The sequence below is a fragment of the Sinomonas terrae genome, from assembly GCF_022539255.1.
Taxonomy (GTDB): Bacteria; Actinomycetota; Actinomycetes; order Actinomycetales; family Micrococcaceae; genus Sinomonas; species Sinomonas terrae.
The window spans coordinates 19,538-39,163 of sequence record NZ_JAKZBV010000003.1 but is presented as its reverse complement, the minus strand read 5'-3'; the positions used below and the strand labels follow the sequence as shown (position 1 = coordinate 39,163).

Sequence of the window (19,626 nt, the reverse complement as noted above, 5' to 3'; positions counted from 1 at the left end):
CCCCGGGGGGGGTCTGAGGTTTTTGAAACCGTTGGACAAGTGGTCCCGGAACCCCCGACCCCAGGTCGGTCTCTGCGGCGCGTCAGCCCAAGGTGCCCGCGGCCCCAGCGCATAGGGTTGCCGCATGGACATCGAGCAGATCGAAGCCGCCGCCCAGCGGAAGCTGGAAGAAGACCGCCATGCCAGGGTGACCTCCGTGAAGGCCTACGCCGAAGCAGCCAAGCGAGTCGCCGACCTGCGGGCAGACCTGAAGGCAGCAGAGCGCCAGCACCTCGCCGCACACCGTCAAGCCGTAAAGCTGGGCTGGTCGGAACCGGACCTGAAGGCCTTCGGGATCGAAGCCCCGACCATCAGCGTCGGCGGACGCCCCCGGAAGGCGAAAACCTCCTCAGAATCCCGCCCCGCCAAGGACACGGAAGAAGAGCCCTCCGTGCAGCCTCCGACCACTGCCGACGAGCCGGCCAGCCCTGAAGGGTAGGGGCAGCACGTAGCCGAGTGGGCAACACTCATCGCCGCCCTCCTGGGCGGCAGCGGCCTGTCCGCGATCCTGGCGAGCTTCGCACCTTTCCGACGCTCGCACAGGCTACGCAATCGTCTCGAAGAGATCGACGCCGCCGCGAAACTGGTCAAGGCAGAAACCGCTGAAGCCCGCGCCCTAGAAGTAGCGCGCACGAAGATCGCCTTGGAAATCGCAGCAACAGCATTGGATCGCAGGCCGAACCACCGACTAGCAGTCTCATGGACCTTCCTCTGCGCCATGGGATACGCCATCTTCATGGTCGTGCGTGGCATCATCGGTGGACCGCCACCCAAGATCGGTTTCGCCGACAACCAATCAATCATTTGGGGCATGGCAGTCTTCGACCTTGCCCTCTTCGGATTCACCGCAACCGCCATAGTGCGCGGCACCGCGCGGCACCGCGCGGCACCGCGCACGCTTCATCCTCATGCTGGCAGACAGCCCATGGAAGGAACGCAGGGTCCTCGGATCGTCCCTCGTGCGACCAACCGTGAGTTTCCGGGAAATCCTCTCGAGGAAGAATCTCAGAGACGTCGAAAGAGCCCTATTGAGGGAGCCTCAGCGGAAGGGCCGAGGCCCCGCAGAAGAAGACCTGGACAGCGCCAAGATGGCCGAGAATCCTTCCTGACCTCTCGTCCCCATGTGCACAGCAAAAGCTCCATCGCTCCGCGGCTTTTCCTGCACACGCGTGGACGACAGGAACCGCCCCACCGCCTGCCCACAGCGGCCAGCCCCCTTAGCTCCGATCCTCGCCTGCCGCTGCCGGCCGCCGTGGACAGCCTCGAACCGCCGCGGGTCACCAGACACCGGTTGCTCCGAAACTGGAATGGTCACGTGTGTTGGAGGGGAGAGCGGTTCAGACCCGGTCGGGCGGGGGGGGCGAAGCGGCTACTTCTCCACGGAGACGTCGAGGCGTTTGATATCGTCGATCGCCGCCTGCCGAAGGCTCTTCGCTGCTTCAGCCAGGGCATCGGCTTCGGCATCGACCCTTTTGGCGTATTCGGTTCCGCTCTCCTGGAACTCGTTCCGCACGCTTCGGATGTAAGCGTCCATCGCGATGTAGGCGTCACCCGCCGCACTCAGCACACCTTCGGCGCCGTCTTCAAGGGTCGCCGCGGCCTGAACCTCGACAGCCCGGTTGATTGCCTTCATCAGGAGCCGGTCGTGCCGCTTGTCGCGCGTCTCCTTCGTCTCCCCCGAGTAGACGAAGGCCTTCTCGCGCCTGACGAGCTCGACCGCATGGGAGAAGTCGACGTAAGGGACGTAGAGAGCGCGCAATCGCGCCAGTTTGTCATCCTCCGACGCCGTTCATCCGCAAGGGCCGCGCGCCTGTTCTCGTGCCGTTGGGTGAAGAGCACTCCGAGGAACGCCGCGGCGCCGCCGAATACCGCTCCGATGGCTCCGCTGATGAGGGACCAGAGCGGATCCGGGCCGCCTGGATAGTTCACGATCACCGAGGCAGCAAAAAGCACCCCTCAATCTACTTCCCGGACCATCTCGAACAGCAAAGCCAGCGCCGGTGTAAGAGCCACTCGGAGCGCTGGCACACACTGCAGGCGTGCGCGAGACGGGCCCGCTGTCGCCGTCAACGAGCAACAAGTCTCTCAACCGCAACCACGACCCGGGCGAAGGCAGATCTGCAGGCAGGAAGGATCTAGCCCTGCCCCTTCTGAGCTCTCGTTTTCTTCTTGTCCGCTGCAGGCGCCTTCGCGAATTCCATTGGTACCCGATCTTCCTCTCGGCCTGTTCGATTTGCGACTTCAGGCTTCCTTTGCCGTCGATGAGGTTGCACACCTTCATCGCCGCGAGCAGCATGCAGAGTGCTGTGCCGAGCCATGACTCGTGTCCTCGGAGCTTTGCGTGGGGGGCGAAGGCCAGCCCGGGTGGTTCGCTGATCCCTTCCAGGTAGAAATCCCCGAGGCCCATCCCGGCGTGGCTGTAGGTGCTCAGCAGCCGCCAGTGGACGTAGATCTGGAGACCGCCGACGATGTGGCGGCATCTTTGCTCGAATGAGGGAAGGTCGATGTCGAGTGTTGCCAGGACGCCGTCTATCTCGTCGATGTCGGACTGGCCGAATCCTTCGGCCTCGGTCTCGACCAAGTTCGCGAAGGCGGCCCGCCTCTGCCGGAAGCCTTCTTTGATGATCGCCCTGGCATTGCTCGGCTCGAGGTAGAGCCAGATCGCGGTCATGGCGTTCTCGACCATGAGTCGGATCAGCGGCATCGCGTGGAGCATCCGGTCCTTCTCGGAGAGCTCGATGACGGTCCGCATCAGGTTGACCACATGGTTCGCGAAGCTCCAGATGAACGGGCCACCGCTTTGGATGTCGAACTCGGACTTCATGTTGAAGGGCTTCTCCCGCGACCGGTCCCAATGGCCGATCATCTTGCGGGCGTAAGCGCGCATCTCTGAGAGATCGGAGAAGCGCTCGTGCATGGCTGCTGCGTTGTAGATCTGGTCGCTCAACCTGACACTTCCGTTCTCGGCGTAGCTGGCGGCGGTGCGACTGCCCCGAGGATCCGCAGCCGGCCGCGGGTCCACTGGTGCCGAGTTCATGATCCAGCCACTGCTGGCAGAATCCATGGAATGAAGATCGGCGTGTACATCGACGGGTACAACCTCTACTACGGGGGCAGAGGCCTCTGCGGCCGTGGGACCGCCGGGTGGAGGTGGCTCGATGTGAGGGCACTGGCCGGCAACGTGATCACAGCCGCCTCGGGGTGGTCCACGCCGCATGACCTGCATGTCGTGTACTGCACGGCCAGGATCAAGGGTCGGGGCAACACCTCGGGTCAGAAGGACCAGGACGTCTACCTCCGTGCTCTGAATGCCAGCGGCGCAGTGGACGTGTTCGAGTACGGCACGTACGTCGAGAGGATCGCGACCAGCCCTCTGGCCACTGCAGGCAAGGGCGGGCGTCCGATAATCAGCCAGGCAACCTGGCCGCTTATGGTCAGGGACAACACAAACGGCGACGTTCCCGGAGCGACCTTCATCGCCTCCGTATCCAGGCGAGAGGAGAAGGGCAGCGATGTGAATGTGGCGACTCACCTTCTCCTCGACGTCCTGCGGCAGAACGTGGACGCTGCCGTCGTCGTCAGCAACGACAGTGACCTGAAGAAGCCAATCGAAGTTGCCCGCGACTCCGTCCCAGTGGGCCTGGTCAACCCCACCAAGAACTATCCAGCCGGCGCCTTAAACGGGGACCCAAACGCGGGACCAGGCGGTCATTGGTGGTACCAGCTGACAGCAACAGACCTGCGCAGAGCCCAGATGCCGGCCTCGCTCGGTCCCAAGATCACGCGTCCGAACGGCTGGTAAGTCAGGCAGATGGCAAAAATAAACCCGACCCCAGAGGGGTCGGGCGGTATGCATCAATAGTAACGCAGTGTTAGTGAAGGTCCAGTCCAAGCGCCTGAACGACTCGCCCCTCGCAATCGGCGCCAGCAGTGCCTTCGATCGGAGACAGACTGACAACGAAGCCCTCCTATGGCCTCGCGGCTCAACCGCACGCCCCTGCCCCAGCCCTTCCAGCTCTCCGACTTGCGGCAAGATGGTCACCAAACGGAGCGGACCAGCAGAGGTTCTCGGAACAGGGGGAATCATGATCGAGATGAACCGGCACCCAGTCGACTTGACCAACTGGGATAAGGAAGAGGACCCCTTCTATTTCGAGATCTACGGTGAGACTGAACCTCTCGTCAGCCTTGCGGCAGCCGAAGTCCTCCCCCCGCCCAATGAAGTCGACAAAGGTGGGCGGACATATGAGTACTGGTGGACTCTCGGGCACACAGGATCCGCGCCGGAGCACCACCACCTTTGGCCCGAACGTCCAAGCGATGAGCCTATCTGGAAGCACCTTGAAGACACCGCGGCCCGCGTCTACCTGTATTTCCCCGTTGAGAAGGGCTGGCGCATCAACGAGATCACATCAAGCGTGAAATACCTCAGCCCTGTCGCAAATCAAGCGGCCTGGACCGAAAAAGCCGCCGCAGAATGGAGCAAGCTGCAGCCCGTCGTCAACGGTGCGGCGACGATCGCATCTGGTCTTGGTGTCGTCCCCGTAGTCGGCCCAGCCGCAGCGCTTGCCGCGCCGGCTTTGGCTGCATTGGCGAAGCTTCAGATCGGCAGCGTCCCCCCGGACGTCAAAGGGTTTGAATGGTCGGCAGGCAAGGTGACTTTCGCTTCCAAGGAACACGGATTGATGCAGGGCGTGATGTGGACGCTGCCAAGGCAGATGTTCGAGCTGCTCGGTGGAAGACTGACCGGCAGCGTAGCGGTCACATTCATTCCGGCTCAGATGCAGAGCCGAGGTGGCAGTGAGGGGGCGAATCTCCAGCCAGCCCCTGTGTTGGGCCATGCCGTGGTCTACGCCGACGGACGGCAGCGATGGAGCCCAGGCAGCAACCACTTCGTCGAGTTGATGCTCTCCCCGAAGGAAGCCTCCTAAGTTGAATGCCGCCGGTGCAGCTGCCGCACACCGGCTTTGTCATGGGGGAGGCAGCATAAGAAGGTGTCCTGTCAAAGGTTCCTTTGATGGGACCGCTGGCCATCACCTTCGACCCTCTCGACGCTTGCCCGGAAAGTTGTGGACTTGATCGCTGTTTGGCGGTGATCTGTGATCGCTAAATGGCGGCCTACTGCGGTGAGCCGATCCCTTCGGGGGCACCTGAAGCGCCCTGGCGAGCACTGGTCCCATCAATGTGTCTCACGCCGCTCATCCCAGAAGAAGCGGAGTTCTGCCCTTGATGGGACGGGTCGCGACGTCTTCGATCGCAATAGCTTGCGAGACGTTCAGGTTATGAGTCGAATTGGAGGTGTGGCATTGAGCTGAGGTGCCGGTCTCCTGTAGATCGCGAACAGGACGAGCACATACAGCGCTCCCCGGGCTTCCGGGTCTACTCGCTTATGGCAACCTCAATCGGCTGCCAAGTCTCAATCAAGTGCAGACTGTCTGTTATGCGAGTGAGGCCTCTGCGCGCTGGCCGCAGCGACTTCCGGAGGGCAACGGAAAGGTATTCTGCGGGCTTCATCTTGACGAGGAGTTCGTCGAGTTGTGCGCTCACGACATCGATTCCTGCCAGCTGGTTGATCATCGTGTTGTAACTGGCGGCAAAGTCTGGGCTGACGGAAGACAACTCGACTGCAATACGTCGCAGTCGCTGCATGTCCACATCAAGCTCCTTTGTCGTGTTGAACATGCGTTCACCGATCTCACTGACCCGCTCCGCAGGTTCCTTGAACGCTCGCGCTGCGCGTAAGCTCCAAGCCTGCATTTGTTGAACAGTCTGGCCTTCACCCGGTGTGGGGCTCGTGGTCGCCCTACCGAGTGCCTCGATGGCTGGCGCCATGTCTTGACTCGTGCGCGTGAGCTCGCTGATCGCAGTCTCGATAGTGCCCATGAGCTCTGCGAGGCCTGGGGTATCGTCATCGTCGTCCTCGTCTTGGTCACGCCCGTCAGGTGACAGGGACCTGCCGCGGCGGTCTCGATCGCGACGCTGAGCCACAGCGGCGCCTCGGTGGGGAGGACGGTCCACGCTTGTGCGGGTATCATGTGGACGCAAGGTGCCGTTCGTTAGCTGAGGCTCCTTCGCGGAAACAAGCCAGCGACCCCAAACGTCGAGAGACGCCTCCGGTCAGGACAGGCTGCCCCGGATCCAAGGGGCAACCCCGATTGGCTCCCTCCTTCGAGGGTCACGACGCGAAGTGCCAAAGGTCTTACGAGGAAGGGCACCCCGGGCGCCCTGCCCGGGGCCAGCCCAGGCATGTGGGAAGCGACGTGCAGGAGGTGGTTCGCCTTGTCGAGCGGCGATAGTAGTACCTCCTCGCGCACCCGCTGACCCGCAGTCCGGCCAGCGCACTTCCCCCTGTCCTTTCTGCATGCCGACCATGGCCTTGGCCTGGCGCGTTCGGCGTGCCCGCTTCACCGGTCCCCGGCTGCCGCCGGGAGGAAGCAGGTCATCCCATGCCCAAGACGAACCCCACCCACCGCCGCCCCTCGCCGCCGGGACCCTCACAGACAGCTGTGGCCAGCTCGGCTGTGCTCGACTCCGCCCACGTGGGGGACATCCAAGGCGCCTTCGGCACGATCCGCTTGGACGACGCCTCGGTCCAGTCGAGCTGGAAGGCGCGCCTGAAGACCCTCCTGGCCATCATCGGGCCGGGCCTGATCGTTATGGTCGGCGACAACGACGCGGGCGCCTTCGGCACCTACACCCAGGCCGGCCAGGACTACGGCACGAGCCTGCTGTGGACGCTCCTTCTCCTGGTTCCCGTGCTGTACGTGAACCAGGAGATGGTGCTCAGGCTCGGAGCTGTGACCGGCGTGGGGCACGCCCGGCTCATCGTGGAGCGCTTCGGAAAGTTCTGGGGCGCGTTCAGCGTGATCGATCTGTTCATCCTCAACGCCCTAACGATCGTCACGGAGTTCATCGGCATCAGCATCGGCCTCTCGTACCTTGGCGTCCCCAAGATCCCCGGGGTGATCGTCGCCGCCCTCGTGGTCGTCGGCGCTACGAGCACCGGCTCGTTCCAGCGCTTCGAGCGCGTGTGCATGGTCCTCGTGTTCGGCTCGCTGCTGCTCGTGCCCATCTTCTTCATGTCCTCCCCGGACTATGGCCAGATCGCCCAGGGCTTCCTCATCCCCGGTGTGCCCTCGGGGTCGAGCATCTCGGATGTGACCCTCCTGATCATCGCGATCGTCGGCACGACCATCGCCCCGTGGCAGCTGTTCTTCCAGCAGTCCTACGTCATCGACAAGCGCATCACCCCGCGCTACATCAAGTACGAGAAGGCCGATCTCTGGATCGGGATCGTCATCGTGGTGATAGCGGCTGGGGCCATCATTTCCTGCACCGCCTTCACCTTCGCCGGCCGCCCCGAGTTCGGCCAGTTCACCGACGCCGGAGGCGTTGCCGAAGGCCTGGGGAAGTACGTCGGCCACCTTGCGGGGATCCTGTTCGCCCTGGCCCTGATCGACGCCTCGATCATCGGAGCCGCGGCCGTGGGCCTCTCGACCTCGTACGCGCTCGGCGACGTCCTCGGGCTCAAGCACTCCCTGCACCGCAAGGTCAGCGAGGCCAAGGGCTTCTACGCCGCCTTCGCCGGCATCATCCTCATCTCCGCGATCGTCGTCGTCATTCCCGGCAGCCCGCTCGGGCTCCTCACGGTGGGTGTCCAGGTCCTCGCCGGCGTGCTGCTGCCCTCTGCGACCTTGTTCCTCCTGCTGCTGTGCAACGACAGGGCCGTCATGGGCCCGTGGGTCAACGGGAAGGCGATGAACATCTTCACGTCGATCGTCATCGCGATCCTCGTGATCCTCTCCGTCGTCCTCACCGCCGCAACGCTGTTCCCCGGCATTGATGGCGGAGCGATCATCGGGATCCTCATCGGAGGCGTGGTCTTGGCCGTCCTCGCGGCCGCGATACTCGGAACCCTCAGGCTCCGAGCCCGGGCAACGGGCCAGATCGCGGCCGAGCCCGCCGTCGACCGCTCCCAGCGGCTCACTTGGCGCATGCCCCCGCTCGCCCTGCTCGAACGCCCGCAGCTCTCACTCACCCGCCGCCTCGGCCTCGGAGTGCTCTGGGTGTACCTGATCGTGGCGATGATCCTCGTCGTCGTCCGCGTCGTCCAGCTCGCCCTCGGCAGCGCCTGACCCACCTCCTCACCAGCGCGCGCGGGGTGACGTACAGTCGCCTCGAGAAGCCACCGAAGTGCACCGAAAGGCACCCGATGACCACCGCAGCACCCACCGCCGCCGTCTCCCTCTCCGCCCTGCTGCGCCAGCCCGTGACCGACTCCGACGGGCACCGCATGGGCAGCCTGGCCGACCTGATCGTCCGCCTCCGCCACGACGACTACCCCCTCGTCACCGGGCTCGTCGTCGCCGTCGGCGGCACACGCGTGTTCGTCTCCGCCGCCGACCTGGCCGCCCTCGCGCCAGACCGGATCCAGCTCGCCGTGAGCACCGTTGACCTGCGCGAGTTCCGCCGCCGCGAAGGCGAAGTGCTCCTGTCCGAGGACGTCCTGGGACACCGCCTCATCGACGTCTCCCGCGCAGCGTTCGTCAAGGCCTACGACATCCAGCTCACCCCAGTCCTGGACGGCTGGGCAGCCACCGGCCTCGACGTCCACCGCCGCCGCTGGCTCAGCCTCGGCCCGCGCCACGCGGCCCACCCGCCCCGGGACTGGAAGGACTTCGAGCCCCTCATCGGCCACGCCGAGTCCGCCCAGGTGCGTCTGGCCACAGGCCGCATCCCCGAGCTCAAGCCAGCCCAGATCGCCGACATCATCGAGGAGGCCAACGAGCACGAGCAGGACGAGCTCCTCGCCCAAGTCCACGAGGACCCCGAGCTCGAGGCCGACGTCTTCGAAGAACTCGACGAGGACTCCCAGTCCGAACTGTTCAAGGACCGCTCCGACGCCGAAGTCGCCGAAGTCCTGGCCCGCATGCAGGCCGACGACGCCGCCGACGCACTCATGGACCTGCCCCAGGAACGGCGGGTCCCCGTGCTCGACCTCCTGCCCGAGCCCCAGCGCTCCCGCGTCCACAGGCTGCTCGGCTACCACGACCTCACCGCCGGGGGCCTGATGGGCACCGACTTCCTGGCCCTGCCTTCCACCGCCACGGTCGCCGATGCCTTCACCGCCGTCCGCGGCGCCCGGCTCGTCCAGCCGCAGGCCCTCACCACGATCTACACCCTCGCTCCAGACGGCGCGCTCGAGGGCGCACTCACCCTGGTCAAGGCAGTCCAGGCCGACCCCGGCCTCACCCTCGCCGAGGTCGCCGACCTGGACGTCGTGGTCGCCTCCCCGGGAGACGACGTCATAGACGTCACGACACGGATGGCCGACTTCAACCTCCTCACCATGCCCGTCATCTCCGAGGACCGGCACATCCTAGGGCTGATCACCGTCGACGACGCCCTCGAGGCCGCCATCCCGCAGGACTGGTCGCGCCGCGAGTCGAACCACCGGGAGACCGGCTCCGAGAGCTGAAGGCCTCTGGCGGGGCAGGCCGCCTCGGAGGACAGTGGGCCGTATGGATGAGAGGGGGCTGAGCCGCAGACCGCGCGAACGGCCAAGCCTGCGCGTCCTGCTCGTGCCCCGCCTGCTCGCACGCGGCCTTCCCGACTGGGAAGTGTCACGCTTCACGGGGGTCCCGGCCGCGCTCGTGGAGCTCATCGCACAGGAGGAACCCGTCCCTGCGGCGGCCTGCACTTTCCTGCCTCCCCGGTCACGGCAGCCCTCCAGCCGTACTCGCCGCCCGGGAAAAGCAGTCCTGCGGCTGGCGACCCTCGCGGTCTACGCCGCCGGCTGCGCCCTGACCGTCCTCTGGCACCAGCCAATCATGCCCCTCGCCGTCGCCGCCGCCGCCCTGATCTCCCCGCACCCGCGCTCATGAGGACGCACGTCAGGCACTGCGAGATAGCTTGAACTCCGCTGCCGGTCACGATCCCTGGCCGGTGAGCGTCGTCCATACCCCGACCGCGCCGGCGACCGCCATGATCCCTGCGGTGGCCCAGCCGATGGTGGCTGCCACTTTGCCGTTGGCGTAGTCGCCCATGATCTTCCGGTCGCCGGAGACGAGCATGGTCACGATCAGGAACGGGGCGGCTGCGATCCCGTTGACGACCGCGACCAAGACCAGCAGCCCGATGGGGTCGCTCAGGAAGAGGGCGAGGATGATCCCGCCGACGATCCCGACGCCGAGGAGGCTGTAGAAGACCCTGGCGTTGCGGGGGCTGCGGTCGAAGCCCCACCGGGTGCCCAGCAGGCCGGCGAGGCCAACCGAGGCCGAGCCGGCCAGGACGGGGATGGCCAGGAACCCGGTGCCGATGAACCCGATCGAGAACAGCGCCTTCGCCGCCGGCCCTGCGATCGGCTCGAGTGCCTTGGCCGCGTCGGCGGCGCTGCTGATCTGGGTGCCGTTCTGCCCGAGAGTGGCGGCGCTGGCCGCGATGATCGCGAACATGACCAGGACCGAGAAGAACATGCCGGTGAAGACGTCGGCGCGGGCCGAGTGCAGCTTCTGCCGCGCCAGCCTGTCGTCCCGGTCGGGGAGTGCGACGGGGTGCTGGCCACCGAGGTCCTCGGCCCGCATCTCCTCGACCCGGTGGGCGGACTGCCAGAAGAACAGGTAGGGCGAGATGGTCGTGCCGAGCACGCCGACGAGCAGGCCGAGATAGTCCCAGCTCCAGCGGAACTGGAAGCCAGCCAGGCCTGCGAGGACATCGCCCCAGTCGACCTTGGCGACGAACAGGACGCCAACGTAGGCAAGGAGGGCAAGGCACAGCCACTTGAACACCTTGGCGATGACGGCGAAGGACCCCGTCATCAAGGTCAGGGCGATGGCGACACCGGCGACGGCGGCCCAGAGGTGGTCGGGTCCGGCGCCAAGGAGTTCCATGCCCTGCCCCATCGCCATCAGGTCCGCGGCGATGTTCAGGGTGTTGGCCACCAGCAAGGCCACGACCAGGATCCCGATGACGATGCGCGGCCTCCGGGAGAACTTCCGCCGGACCAGGGTCCCCAGGCTCTCCCCCGTGGCAAGGGCCGTCCTGTCGGAGATCTCCTGGACGGCGATCATCATCGGCAGCGTCACCGGAGCCGTCCAGAGCATCCCGTTGCCGAAGCTCGCCCCCGCCTGGGCGTAGGTTGCCACACCCGAGGGGTCGTCGTCAGCCGCCCCGGTCACCAGGCCAGGGCCCAGCAGCCTCACGTACTGCCGGAACCGCCCCTCCTGCACCGTCTCCCGGCCGGCCTCGTGGACCAGATCCTCCCGACTGCCGCCTTCCCCGCCTGCCACCCGCGACCTCCTCCGCCGAATCCAGCCTTCCCGAGATGCACATTCCCCCGGACCGGGGCAGAGCAAGCACCATTGCCCCGCTCCGTCCGGGCCCCGGAGCCTGAGTCTCCGGGTCGAGGTCAGCCGGAGGGGGCGCTGGCAGGGCGGCGAGGCGGCCGCGGCGGGTGAGCACCCAGGGCTGGGTGTGCCATGATCGGCGCATGGACGCTTCTGCGGTCTCAGAGGAACAGCACCGCGACTTCGACTCGGTCGCCCACCATTCCCGGCTCCGGCTGGCCGTGATGCTCGCCGTGGGCCTGGGCACGGCGCTGCTGGTGGGCCTGACGGAGAACTGGGCCTACGCCCCGGCGCTTGGCTGGGCGGCCGCCTCGGCCACCTACCTGGTCTGGGTCTGGGCCGTCATCGGCCGGCTCGGTCCCGCAGCGACTGCGGCGCACGCCCGCCGCGAGGACCCGGGCCGGGCCTTCTCCGACGCCCTCGTCCTGGCCGCGACCGTGGCCAGCTTCGCCGGGGTCGCCCTGATCCTGCTGGATGCCTCCAACGCCCAGGGGCACGCCAAGGAGGCGATCGTGGCCCTGGCGCTGGGCAGCATCGCCCTGTCCTGGTTCCTGGTCCACACCCTCTTCGCCCTCCGGTACGCCTCGATCTACTACCGGGACCGGGCAGGGGTCGACTTCAACGAGGACAAGCCGCCGCGGTACATGGACTTCGCCTACCTCTCCTTCACCGTCGGGATGACCTTCCAGGTCTCCGACACCGACCTGAAGACCGACGCGATCCGCGGCACCGCCCTGCGCCAGGCCCTCCTGTCCTACCTCCTCGGAGCGATCGTCCTGGCCACCACCATCAACCTCGTCTCCGGCCTCACCCACTAGGAGCCCGGACCGGCCCGCGCGGGCCGGCGGCCCGGTCGTCGACAACCCTTGGGATCCGCTTCAGCTGGCTTCCCCTGCCGTCACCGGCAATCCATGCCCTCGGGCATGTCGGCCGCTCCACACCGCCTCACAACCGCCGCGGCAGCCGTCCGGACGTTGCCGAACGTCACGCGCGTCGATCGCAGGGCCGGGACGTCGGCGCCCTCGGCTGGGGCGGCGGGGGCCGTCCGGGTCATGCCGCTGGGCATTGCTCTCGTCCTCGTCCGGCACCTCCAGCCCGGGCAGGGCGCCCCCGACAGGCAGCGCAGCGCCGCTGCCCGAGCACGCGGCCCCCGCTGCCCTGGCGCTGCCCGGCCCAAGACCGGGGACTGGTCAACGAACAGGTCCGGGGAGGCCGCGTCCGCCGCCGTCGTGCCGTTCACCTTCCGGCAACCCGGGGCGTATATGTTCGCACCCGTCTGTGTTCGGACCCGTCCGCCCCCGCCACGGCTGCGGCAGCCCCCTTCAAGGAGATCCCCCGGTGAAGAAGACCCAACTCGCAAGCGTCGTCGGCGCCGTGGCCCTAGCCGCGGCGGGAGGAATCGGCACCCTGGCGGCTGCCGCTCCCGCCGAGGCGGCCGGACCCGCCCTGCACTCCCGCGTGATCCTGGACGGCAAGGCACACGGCTGGTCCTCCCCCGACGACGTGACGTTCATCGGCCCGCACATCTTCGTGGGCTTCCAGAACGGTGTGCCCTCCGACGGCCCCGCCGCCGGGACCCCGCAGCAGAGCACCCTGGTGGAGATGAAGCCCAGCGGGCAGATCGAGCAGACCTGGAACATCACCGGCAAGATCGACGGCCTCGGCGCCGACGCAGCCAACAGCCGTGTCCTCCTGACCGTGAACGAAGACAGCAACAGCAGCCTGTACACCGTGAACCTCGACGGAGCCATCCAGCACTACACCTACGACGAGGCCCTCCCCCACGGCGGCGGGACCGACGCCGTCAGCGTCTTCCACGGCGCCATCTACACCAGCGCCTCGAACCCCTCCGGCGGCCCCGCCCTGTACCGCATCACCCTCAAGGACAACGGCGTCGCCCACGTCGAGAACACCGCGATCAACACCGACAGCACCGCCGCCGTCGCCAACGCCGGCCACTCCGGCACCGCCCAGCTCGCCCTGACCGACCCGGACTCGAACACCGTCGTCCCAGCCGCCGCCCAACGCTTCGGCGGGGACTTCATGCTCGACGCCCAGGGCGACCAGCAGGCCGTCTTCGCCCCCAGCCTGGCCCCCGGCGCGCCGCTGCAGGTGCTGAACCTGGCCCAATCGGTCGACGACACCACCTTCGCCACCCACGAGGGCGGCAGGCTGGTCGTGACCGACTCCCACGCCGACACCGTGGACATCGTCGACGGCCCCCTCGTCCGAGGCGCCGCGTACACCGCGGTCACCCCGGGCAACGCGAACACCCCGCCCGTCCCCACCCCGGCGAACTACCTCGCCCGCCTGAACCTGAACGACGGAACCCTCGCCCCGCTGGCGATCTCCGGCACCAGCGTCGTCCCCCACGGCGTGACCTACATGCCCTGAACCAAACCCCGCACTGGACCGCAGGCCCCGAACCGACGCTACGCCGGTCCGAGGCCTGCACCGTCCCCGCCGCCGCACCGCGCGGCCTCCACCCCAGGGTGTCGAGCGGAGCCGGTCCAGCATCCCAGGAGCCCAAGAACCCGGCAGCCTCACGTTCCGGACCATCGAGGCCCAGAGATCCACGGCAGCCCGTGTGAACTTCAGTGGACCCTTAGGCCCTCTGCGATCGCTCGGTGCCCCATAACCAGACTTCGCGTCGTCTTGGATGGCTAGGGATACGAGACGTCTCGCCGAGCTGGTGACGGCCGCGGCGGCACTACCCTTGTTTTCCGCGGAGGCGTAGGAGTTTATTCGAGGACGGCGATTCTCGTAACCATGCCTCGAAACCTTCTGGTTAAATCGGCTTGTCCATCATTCGTTACGAGACACATCGGAGCGGTCCTTGGTGAAGCTGATCGGCTACGCGCGCGTTTCGACGCGGCAGCAGTCCACCGACCGGCAGCAGGCGGACCTCCTCGCGGCCGGCGTCCGCCGCGACGACCTCTACGTCGACCACGGCGTATCGGGTGCGCGGGCGTCACGGCCGCAGTTCGACAAGGCGCTCGAGGCGCTGATCGAGGGCGACACCCTCGTGATCACCACTCTGGACCGGCTCGGGCGCTCCACCCAGAACATGCTCGCCTTCGCCGACGAGCTCCGCGGCCGGGGCGCGGGCCTGCGCGTACTGAACCTCGGCGGCGGCGACGTCGACACCGCAACCCCCATGGGGTCGATGCTGTTCACGATCATGGCCGCCCTGGCCCAGATGGAGCACGAGATCAAACGCGAACGCGTCATCGACTCCATCAGCAAGCGCCGGGAGGCCGGGAAGGACCTCGGCGGCCGGCCCCGCCGGATCACCGACAGCCAAATCAGGAACGCCCTCCGCCTGGTCGAATCCGGCGAGCCCGCAGCCCAGGTTGCCCGCGACCTCGGAATGTCCCGAGCGACGTTCTACAGGCGATCCCGAGCGCTCTTGAGTTAGCGGCACCGACCGATCGCTCTTGAGCGCCACCGTTCACCTAGGCATCGGCACCTGCCGATGCCAGGGTCCGTCCCAGGGTGCCGGCAAGCCGCTCCCCCTCGCCCCTGTCGCATTCGGCTCTGGCGGACTATCGTCGTCTATACGAAATGTATAGGACTCTCGGAGGAAGGTGACGAACCGGCAATGCTGAAGACGCACAACGCCCTGCAGGAGAGCTACGCCGAGCGCGAGCTGGCCCGCCTCCACCTCCTCAGAGGGGTGAGCGAGGCCTCGAAGCAGAAGGAGTCCCAGACGGCGATCGCCCGGGACGCCGGCATCTCCCAGCCCGAGGTGCACCGGATCCTGCGCAAGATCTCCGACTTCCCCAAGATGCTTGAGCGGACGCCGCGAGAGGTCATCCTCCTCTGGGTCACAGGAAGGATCAGCCACGACGAGTTGATGGGCGAGCTCCTGTCCTGGCCGTACACCTTCTCGGTCGACGCAGAACCGGCCAACCCCTTGGGCCAGTACTCCTCCGGCACCTGGGAACAGGTAACGGAGGCGATGCTCCGAGGCCTGCTCGGCGAGGAGGACTACAGACGGCTGGTCGAGCGGGTACGACCGGACACCGCCGCCTGAGGTGGGCGGATCCCGGAACGCGGTCGAACGCGAGCTGAACCTCCTCACGGCGCCAGGTGCCGAACTCGGCAAGGCCTCCCCGCGCGCGACCTCCAGGCTCTACGCCGCGGACGACTTCGGCCGGCGCCGGTTCCAGGCTGCAGTCATCGAGCAGTACCTCGAGCTGGACCCCGACGTCGAACGCGAGGGCCTGGCGGCCGTGGTCACGGCGGGACCCCCGGGCGCCGGCAAATCCACCCTCCTGGAATCCCACGGCTTCGGCGGCCCCGGGTGGCGGGTGGTCGACGCCGACATCCTCAAGCTGATCCTTCTCGAGAAGGCACAGAACGACGGCATCTACGACGACCTGCTCTCGCGGACGCTGGCAGACGGCCATCCCCTCCTCCTGAACGAGCTTGCAGCCCTCGTGCACGCCGAGTCCGCGCGCCTTGCCCGCAACGTCCTCCACCGGGCCCTCGAAGAACGGGAGAACGTCGTGATCGAGGGGACCCTGACCTGGGAAGGGCTCGGAGGCGAGTACATCGAAGAGCTGGCCTGGAACGACTACGCGAAGCTGACCATCCTCGACGTCGAGGTGGACCAGGAGACGGCCCTGCGACAGGCAGGACAGCGATGGTGGGACGGTCGCACCGCCGCGCAGAGCGGGACGGGCGACCCCAGGGGCGGCAGGTTCACGCCCAGGGACGCGATCACGGCTGCCTTCCCCTCCCCCACCCAGGTGAGCGTATGCAACCGCCACGCCACCCGGCTCTTCAACGACCCGCGCGCCCGCAACTTCGAAGAGGTCCGCCTGATCGTCGCCGACCGCGCCGAGTCCAGGGACGACGAATACGAATTCGTCTCGCACCGAGGGATCATCACAGGCCACTGGCCGATGCAGCTCGACGACGCCCGACAGTTCAGAACCCCGAAGAACAGCCACTGACGCTTCGACAGGGCACGTGCCCCCTCGGCACCAACCCCGCCCACGGCCTCTGGGCGCGTTTCCCTCAGCCTCCTCTCCCCGCCGGGCAGGCGCCAGCGCTGCGCCGCTCCTGCTCCCAGCCATCCCCGGGGCGCACCCAACCCCGCGCCCCGGCAGAGCGTCCAGGGGCTTGGCCTCGTCCCGGGCTCCATGGAGACGTGCTCGATCCGTCGCCCGGGCTGGGCATTCGGTCATCGCTGGGGGGCCAGTGGGGGGTATGGGGGCGGGCGGTGGCGGTGGAGGAGGAGGGTGGCCATCTCCTTGGCCCGCGAGGCGGCGTGCTCGTCGCCTTCGAGGTCGGCCACGAGGGCTCCCTTGACCAGGATGTGGACGCTCCAGGCGAACCCCTCCGGGTCGGGCACCCCTGCGGATCCGGCCATCTCGGCGACTTGGGCCCGGGTCCTGTCCATGTATTCGGCGGCCGCGGCGCCGAGGGGATGGTCCGGGCCCATCTCGACCAGGACCTGCAGCAGGGCCCTGGTCTCGGCTGCGCCTTCCCGGAACCAGCTCTCGAAGGCGTCGAAGACCGCCAGCAGGGCAGCGTCGGGTGTCCCGCCCTGGGCGGCCGCCTCCTGGATCGAGGCGGTGCGGGCGTGGAACCAGCGCTCCAGGTACGCCAGGACCAGGTCGTCCTTGGTGCGGAAGTGCTTGTAGAAGGTGGCCTTCGCCACCCCGGAGCGTGCGATCAGCTCATCGACTCCCACGTGCCTGATCCCGCGCCGGGCGAACAGCTCGTACGCGGCATCGAGGACGCGCTGCCTCGCCCGCTTCGCCTGCAGCCCCGAGTTCGCCGGGGCGCTCAAGGCCGGCCGGGCACCGTCCGCCGCGGCCTGCAACACCGGCTGCACCCGCCGCCTCCGTATCCCTTGGATCCACACAGCCCTGCACCGGGAGCGCCGGGCCGGATCGGACCCTGCCGAGCCGCTCTGGATGTCTTTCCCGCCGGTCGCATCGGTCAAACCGGCCGCATCGGATCCGCGTGCCGGGAAGAAGCCGAACGGGAGACTCTGACACGCCATGCGCGGCAGATCGGCATTGGCGCTCTGCGCCTTGGGGCTACCCCGGGGCCCGGGCCGAGGCACGGGAGGCGGCGGGCGGAGCAGGGAGCGTGGGCAGCTGCACGGGCGCCGGGCGGCCCTCGAGCAGGGACCCGCGGGATTGGGGACGTACTCTGGCCGTCGCGCTCGGTCGAGCGGCTGTTCCAGCCCGCCCGTCTCGACGGGCATTGCGCACCGCACGAGCACCTCTTCGGCGTGGACCTCATCCTGCGCATCGAAGAGGACGGCGACGTGGCCCAAGGTTGCGGCTCGTTGGATCTCCGAGGAAGGCGAGGGCCGCATCGGCCCCGGGCAGCGCCTCGGGTGATCTCAGGAGACGTCGGTCAGAGTCAGTGCCGATCGGGGCGGATTCCCTGCCGCGCCTGCTCTGCTGCACGTGAGCCTGCGGGGCCCCTCCTCGGTCCGGCAAATCCTCCCCCCGGCCTCGGCGCTGGACTGGGCCGGCCCGGATCGCCTCTCGGGTGACCGCTGTGGTCCTCGTCGGCGTACGCTTGCCGGTATCAGGCTTGGAGGCCCGCCCATGTTCGTCTTCGACCCGAACCCGACGGTGTCCCGGAGCGAGTTCGAGGCCGACCTCCGTCGGGCTCTGGACGAGCAGGGGACCGTGCGCGATTGGGCGTGGTGGGCGGACGTGACGGCGGCCCTGGAGGCAGTGGCCGTGAGCCCGAGGCCGGTTCCGGAGTCCTTGATCGCCCAGGCACGTGCCGTGTGGCGCTCGCACCGGCGCCGATAGCGCCCATCCCAGGGCAGGGCCCCTGCCGAGGAGGCCCCGGCGGCCCGATGCCCTCTCCCCGTGCCGGGGAATCCCGCGCCGACGCGCAGGATCGCCTTCCGATGGAGGCCCCTCCCACTCGATTCCGGACCGGTCCGACCGGGCTCGGCCCAGGACCCGCGGTGCTCGGGCGCCGAGGGCAGAGGGGCCGTGCAGGGTGGGGGCAGTCTTGCCCTGGTTGCCGGAGGCTTCCCGTCGCCCGTGGCGGGACGATGGCGAGCCGGGGCGGCGGTGTCGCCTAGTGCCCGGCGAGGTCGTCCGCTACCCGGCGCAGGTCCTGCGCCCACCCGGTCGAGCGGCTGGGCTGGGGTGATGCGGCCTCGAAGTTCCCCAGCGCGTTCGCGATGTCCTCCAGCGCTGCGGAGAGGTTCGCCTTCACGGCGGTGTAGCCTTCCTCCGACCGCGGGTCCCCGGATGCGGTCTCGAGCAGTTCGGCCCCGGCCCTGATGATCAGCGAAGCTTCGAGCTCATTCATCGCCGGCCCCCCTGTGGCCGGTGCCGGGCAGGGCCGTGGGCGAGCTCATGGCGGTCTCGGGGCCGTCCTGGCCGTGCCCGCCTGCTGCGCCCCGGGAGGGCGCGTCCCCCTGGGAGGCGAGCGCGTACCCCTGGAACTCCTGGTCGAAGGTGACGATGCCCGCGGCCACCGCGTCGAGTTTCGCCCGGATCAGCTGTGAGAGCGCCCGCCAGCGCTGGCGGGCGCCCTCCTGGGCGGACTTGGCGCCGTGGCCGATGCTGCTGGGCGGCTGCAGCGGGTCCCCTGCCCCGCGGGGCAGGGCCAGGGCGATCCGGAACCGGCAGGCGCCGGAACTGAAGGCGATCGCGGCCCTGCCGTCCTCCCAGGTGCACCGGACACCGGTGGCGCCTGAGCCGGCGAGCATGCTCCGGATCTCGTCCTGGGACGCCGAGGCGGTGACGGAGGCACCGCGGACGTAGTTGCTGTTCATGGCCTGGGCTCCTGGCTGCTGGAGGGTGCGGGATCGGGGGATCGGCTGCTGGGGCGCAGCCGCCCGTGCGGCGGGGTTCTCAGGCGAGCTCGATGCTGCAGGCGAACTCGGCCAGGGCCTGCCCGCTGAGCGGGACCGGCCGGGTCGGGGAGGCGCCGATCTCGGCGAGCCAGGCGATGAGCTGCCCGGGCTCGTCGAAGGTCAGGTGGGTCCCGTCGGCGAGCTCTCCGCCAAGGAGGGCCTCGACGTCGTCGGGGCGGCAGATGACTGCTTCCCACCAGCCGTCCTCTGCCCCTCCCAGGCGCAGGACGGCAAGGCGCAGCGGCGACGCGGCAGGAGGCCCGGACCCGGCGTCCTGGATCATGCGTCGGTACATCCGCCGCTCGCCCTCCTCCATCCGGCGCGGCTTCCCGTCATCGGGGACCTGGAAGGGGTGGGGGCCGTCCGCGGGCTCCTGGGCCGCCCGCC

21 protein-coding genes and 1 riboswitch are annotated in these 19,626 nt (G+C 68.0%); of the genes, 12 read left to right on the top strand and 9 right to left on the bottom strand.

The genetic code is table 11. The annotated features are described in order from the left end of the window. Nucleotides 1-124 precede the first annotated feature (124 nt). Nucleotides 125-478: a hypothetical protein gene (locus tag L0M17_RS21980; protein WP_241056779.1), complete on the top strand. Its 354-nt coding sequence runs from the start codon at nt 125-127 to the stop codon at nt 476-478. 930 nt (nt 479-1,408) lie between these two features. Here L0M17_RS21980 and L0M17_RS21975 read toward each other — a convergent pair. Both L0M17_RS21975 and L0M17_RS21970 read right to left on the bottom strand, forming a co-directional pair. Continuing rightward, complete coding sequence (locus L0M17_RS21975; RefSeq protein ID WP_241056778.1) at nt 1,409-1,798, bottom strand: hypothetical protein; 390 nt, start codon at nt 1,796-1,798, stop codon at nt 1,409-1,411. A 30-nt stretch (nt 1,799-1,828) separates the two neighbouring features. Then, the gene (locus L0M17_RS21970; RefSeq protein ID WP_241056777.1) at nt 1,829-2,986 is read right to left on the bottom strand and encodes a DUF5677 domain-containing protein; all 1,158 of its coding nucleotides are present in this window, start codon (nt 2,984-2,986) and stop codon (nt 1,829-1,831) included. 120 nt (nt 2,987-3,106) lie between these two features. On the opposite strand from L0M17_RS21970, the gene L0M17_RS21965 reads away from it, so the two are divergent. Both L0M17_RS21965 and L0M17_RS21960 read left to right on the top strand, forming a co-directional pair. Continuing rightward, nucleotides 3,107-3,841 (top strand): NYN domain-containing protein, encoded by a 735-nt coding sequence (locus tag L0M17_RS21965; protein ID WP_241056776.1) that lies wholly within the window; start codon nt 3,107-3,109, stop codon nt 3,839-3,841. A gap of 283 nt (nt 3,842-4,124) precedes the next feature. Then, entirely contained in the window at nt 4,125-4,970 is an 846-nt protein-coding gene (locus tag L0M17_RS21960) for a hypothetical protein (protein WP_241056775.1), read from the top strand. Between the two features lie 448 nt (nt 4,971-5,418). Here the strand turns inward: L0M17_RS21960 and L0M17_RS21955 are convergent, their stop codons facing one another. Further along, a complete protein-coding gene (locus L0M17_RS21955; RefSeq protein ID WP_241056773.1) occupies nt 5,419-5,922 on the bottom strand; it encodes a hypothetical protein in 504 nt (167 codons plus the stop codon). A gap of 162 nt (nt 5,923-6,084) precedes the next feature. Further along, a riboswitch (M-box (ykoK) riboswitch) is annotated at nt 6,085-6,255 on the top strand. A gap of 230 nt (nt 6,256-6,485) precedes the next feature. Between L0M17_RS21955 and L0M17_RS21950 the strand changes: the two genes are divergently transcribed. The 3 genes from L0M17_RS21950 to L0M17_RS21940 all read left to right on the top strand — a co-directional run bounded on the left by L0M17_RS21950 (nt 6,486) and on the right by L0M17_RS21940 (nt 9,923). Beyond that, nucleotides 6,486-8,174: an NRAMP family divalent metal transporter gene (locus tag L0M17_RS21950; protein WP_241056772.1), complete on the top strand. Its 1,689-nt coding sequence runs from the start codon at nt 6,486-6,488 to the stop codon at nt 8,172-8,174. Between the two features lie 77 nt (nt 8,175-8,251). Continuing rightward, entirely contained in the window at nt 8,252-9,517 is a 1,266-nt protein-coding gene (locus L0M17_RS21945) for a magnesium transporter MgtE N-terminal domain-containing protein (RefSeq protein ID WP_241056771.1), read from the top strand. Between the two features lie 43 nt (nt 9,518-9,560). Further along, nucleotides 9,561-9,923, top strand: coding sequence for a hypothetical protein (locus tag L0M17_RS21940; protein WP_241056770.1), 363 nt, complete (start codon nt 9,561-9,563; stop codon nt 9,921-9,923). A 45-nt stretch (nt 9,924-9,968) separates the two neighbouring features. Here L0M17_RS21940 and L0M17_RS21935 read toward each other — a convergent pair whose 3' ends face one another. Further along, entirely contained in the window at nt 9,969-11,327 is a 1,359-nt protein-coding gene (locus tag L0M17_RS21935; RefSeq protein WP_241056769.1) for an Nramp family divalent metal transporter, read from the bottom strand. Nucleotides 11,328-11,527: 200 nt separating this feature from the next. Between L0M17_RS21935 and L0M17_RS21930 the strand changes: the two genes are divergently transcribed. Next, nucleotides 11,528-12,202 (top strand): DUF1345 domain-containing protein, encoded by a 675-nt coding sequence (locus tag L0M17_RS21930; protein ID WP_241056768.1) that lies wholly within the window; start codon nt 11,528-11,530, stop codon nt 12,200-12,202. An 80-nt stretch (nt 12,203-12,282) separates the two neighbouring features. Here the strand turns inward: L0M17_RS21930 and L0M17_RS21925 are convergent, their stop codons facing one another. After that, complete coding sequence (locus L0M17_RS21925) at nt 12,283-12,450, bottom strand: hypothetical protein (RefSeq protein ID WP_241056767.1); 168 nt, start codon at nt 12,448-12,450, stop codon at nt 12,283-12,285. 272 nt (nt 12,451-12,722) lie between these two features. Between L0M17_RS21925 and L0M17_RS21920 the strand changes: the two genes are divergently transcribed. The 4 genes from L0M17_RS21920 to L0M17_RS22835 all read left to right on the top strand — a co-directional run bounded on the left by L0M17_RS21920 (nt 12,723) and on the right by L0M17_RS22835 (nt 16,345). Further along, nucleotides 12,723-13,778 (top strand): hypothetical protein, encoded by a 1,056-nt coding sequence (locus tag L0M17_RS21920; protein ID WP_241056765.1) that lies wholly within the window; start codon nt 12,723-12,725, stop codon nt 13,776-13,778. Between the two features lie 442 nt (nt 13,779-14,220). Then, the gene (locus L0M17_RS21915) at nt 14,221-14,802 is read left to right on the top strand and encodes a recombinase family protein (RefSeq protein ID WP_241056763.1); all 582 of its coding nucleotides are present in this window, start codon (nt 14,221-14,223) and stop codon (nt 14,800-14,802) included. Between the two features lie 183 nt (nt 14,803-14,985). Beyond that, nucleotides 14,986-15,420: a hypothetical protein gene (locus tag L0M17_RS21910; RefSeq protein WP_241056762.1), complete on the top strand. Its 435-nt coding sequence runs from the start codon at nt 14,986-14,988 to the stop codon at nt 15,418-15,420. Nucleotide 15,421: 1 nt separating this feature from the next. After that, on the top strand, nt 15,422-16,345 hold the full coding sequence (locus L0M17_RS22835) for a zeta toxin family protein (protein ID WP_241056761.1): 924 nt from the start codon (nt 15,422-15,424) through the stop codon (nt 16,343-16,345). Nucleotides 16,346-16,575: 230 nt separating this feature from the next. Here L0M17_RS22835 and L0M17_RS21900 read toward each other — a convergent pair whose 3' ends face one another. Further along, nucleotides 16,576-17,232 (bottom strand): TetR/AcrR family transcriptional regulator, encoded by a 657-nt coding sequence (locus L0M17_RS21900; RefSeq protein WP_241056760.1) that lies wholly within the window; start codon nt 17,230-17,232, stop codon nt 16,576-16,578. Nucleotides 17,233-17,962: 730 nt separating this feature from the next. Between L0M17_RS21900 and L0M17_RS21895 the strand changes: the two genes are divergently transcribed. Further along, the gene (locus tag L0M17_RS21895; protein ID WP_241056759.1) at nt 17,963-18,175 is read left to right on the top strand and encodes a hypothetical protein; all 213 of its coding nucleotides are present in this window, start codon (nt 17,963-17,965) and stop codon (nt 18,173-18,175) included. A gap of 277 nt (nt 18,176-18,452) precedes the next feature. On the opposite strand, the gene L0M17_RS21890 is transcribed toward L0M17_RS21895, so the two are convergent. From L0M17_RS21890 to L0M17_RS21880, 3 genes are all read right to left on the bottom strand, one after another. Next, entirely contained in the window at nt 18,453-18,689 is a 237-nt protein-coding gene (locus L0M17_RS21890) for a hypothetical protein (protein ID WP_241056758.1), read from the bottom strand. Continuing rightward, nucleotides 18,682-19,158: a hypothetical protein gene (locus L0M17_RS21885; protein WP_241056757.1), complete on the bottom strand. Its 477-nt coding sequence runs from the start codon at nt 19,156-19,158 to the stop codon at nt 18,682-18,684. The genes L0M17_RS21890 and L0M17_RS21885 overlap by 8 nt, the downstream gene beginning before the upstream one ends. A 79-nt stretch (nt 19,159-19,237) precedes the next feature. Then, nucleotides 19,238-19,534 (bottom strand): hypothetical protein, encoded by a 297-nt coding sequence (locus L0M17_RS21880; RefSeq protein WP_241056756.1) that lies wholly within the window; start codon nt 19,532-19,534, stop codon nt 19,238-19,240. Nucleotides 19,535-19,626: the final 92 nt, after the last annotated feature.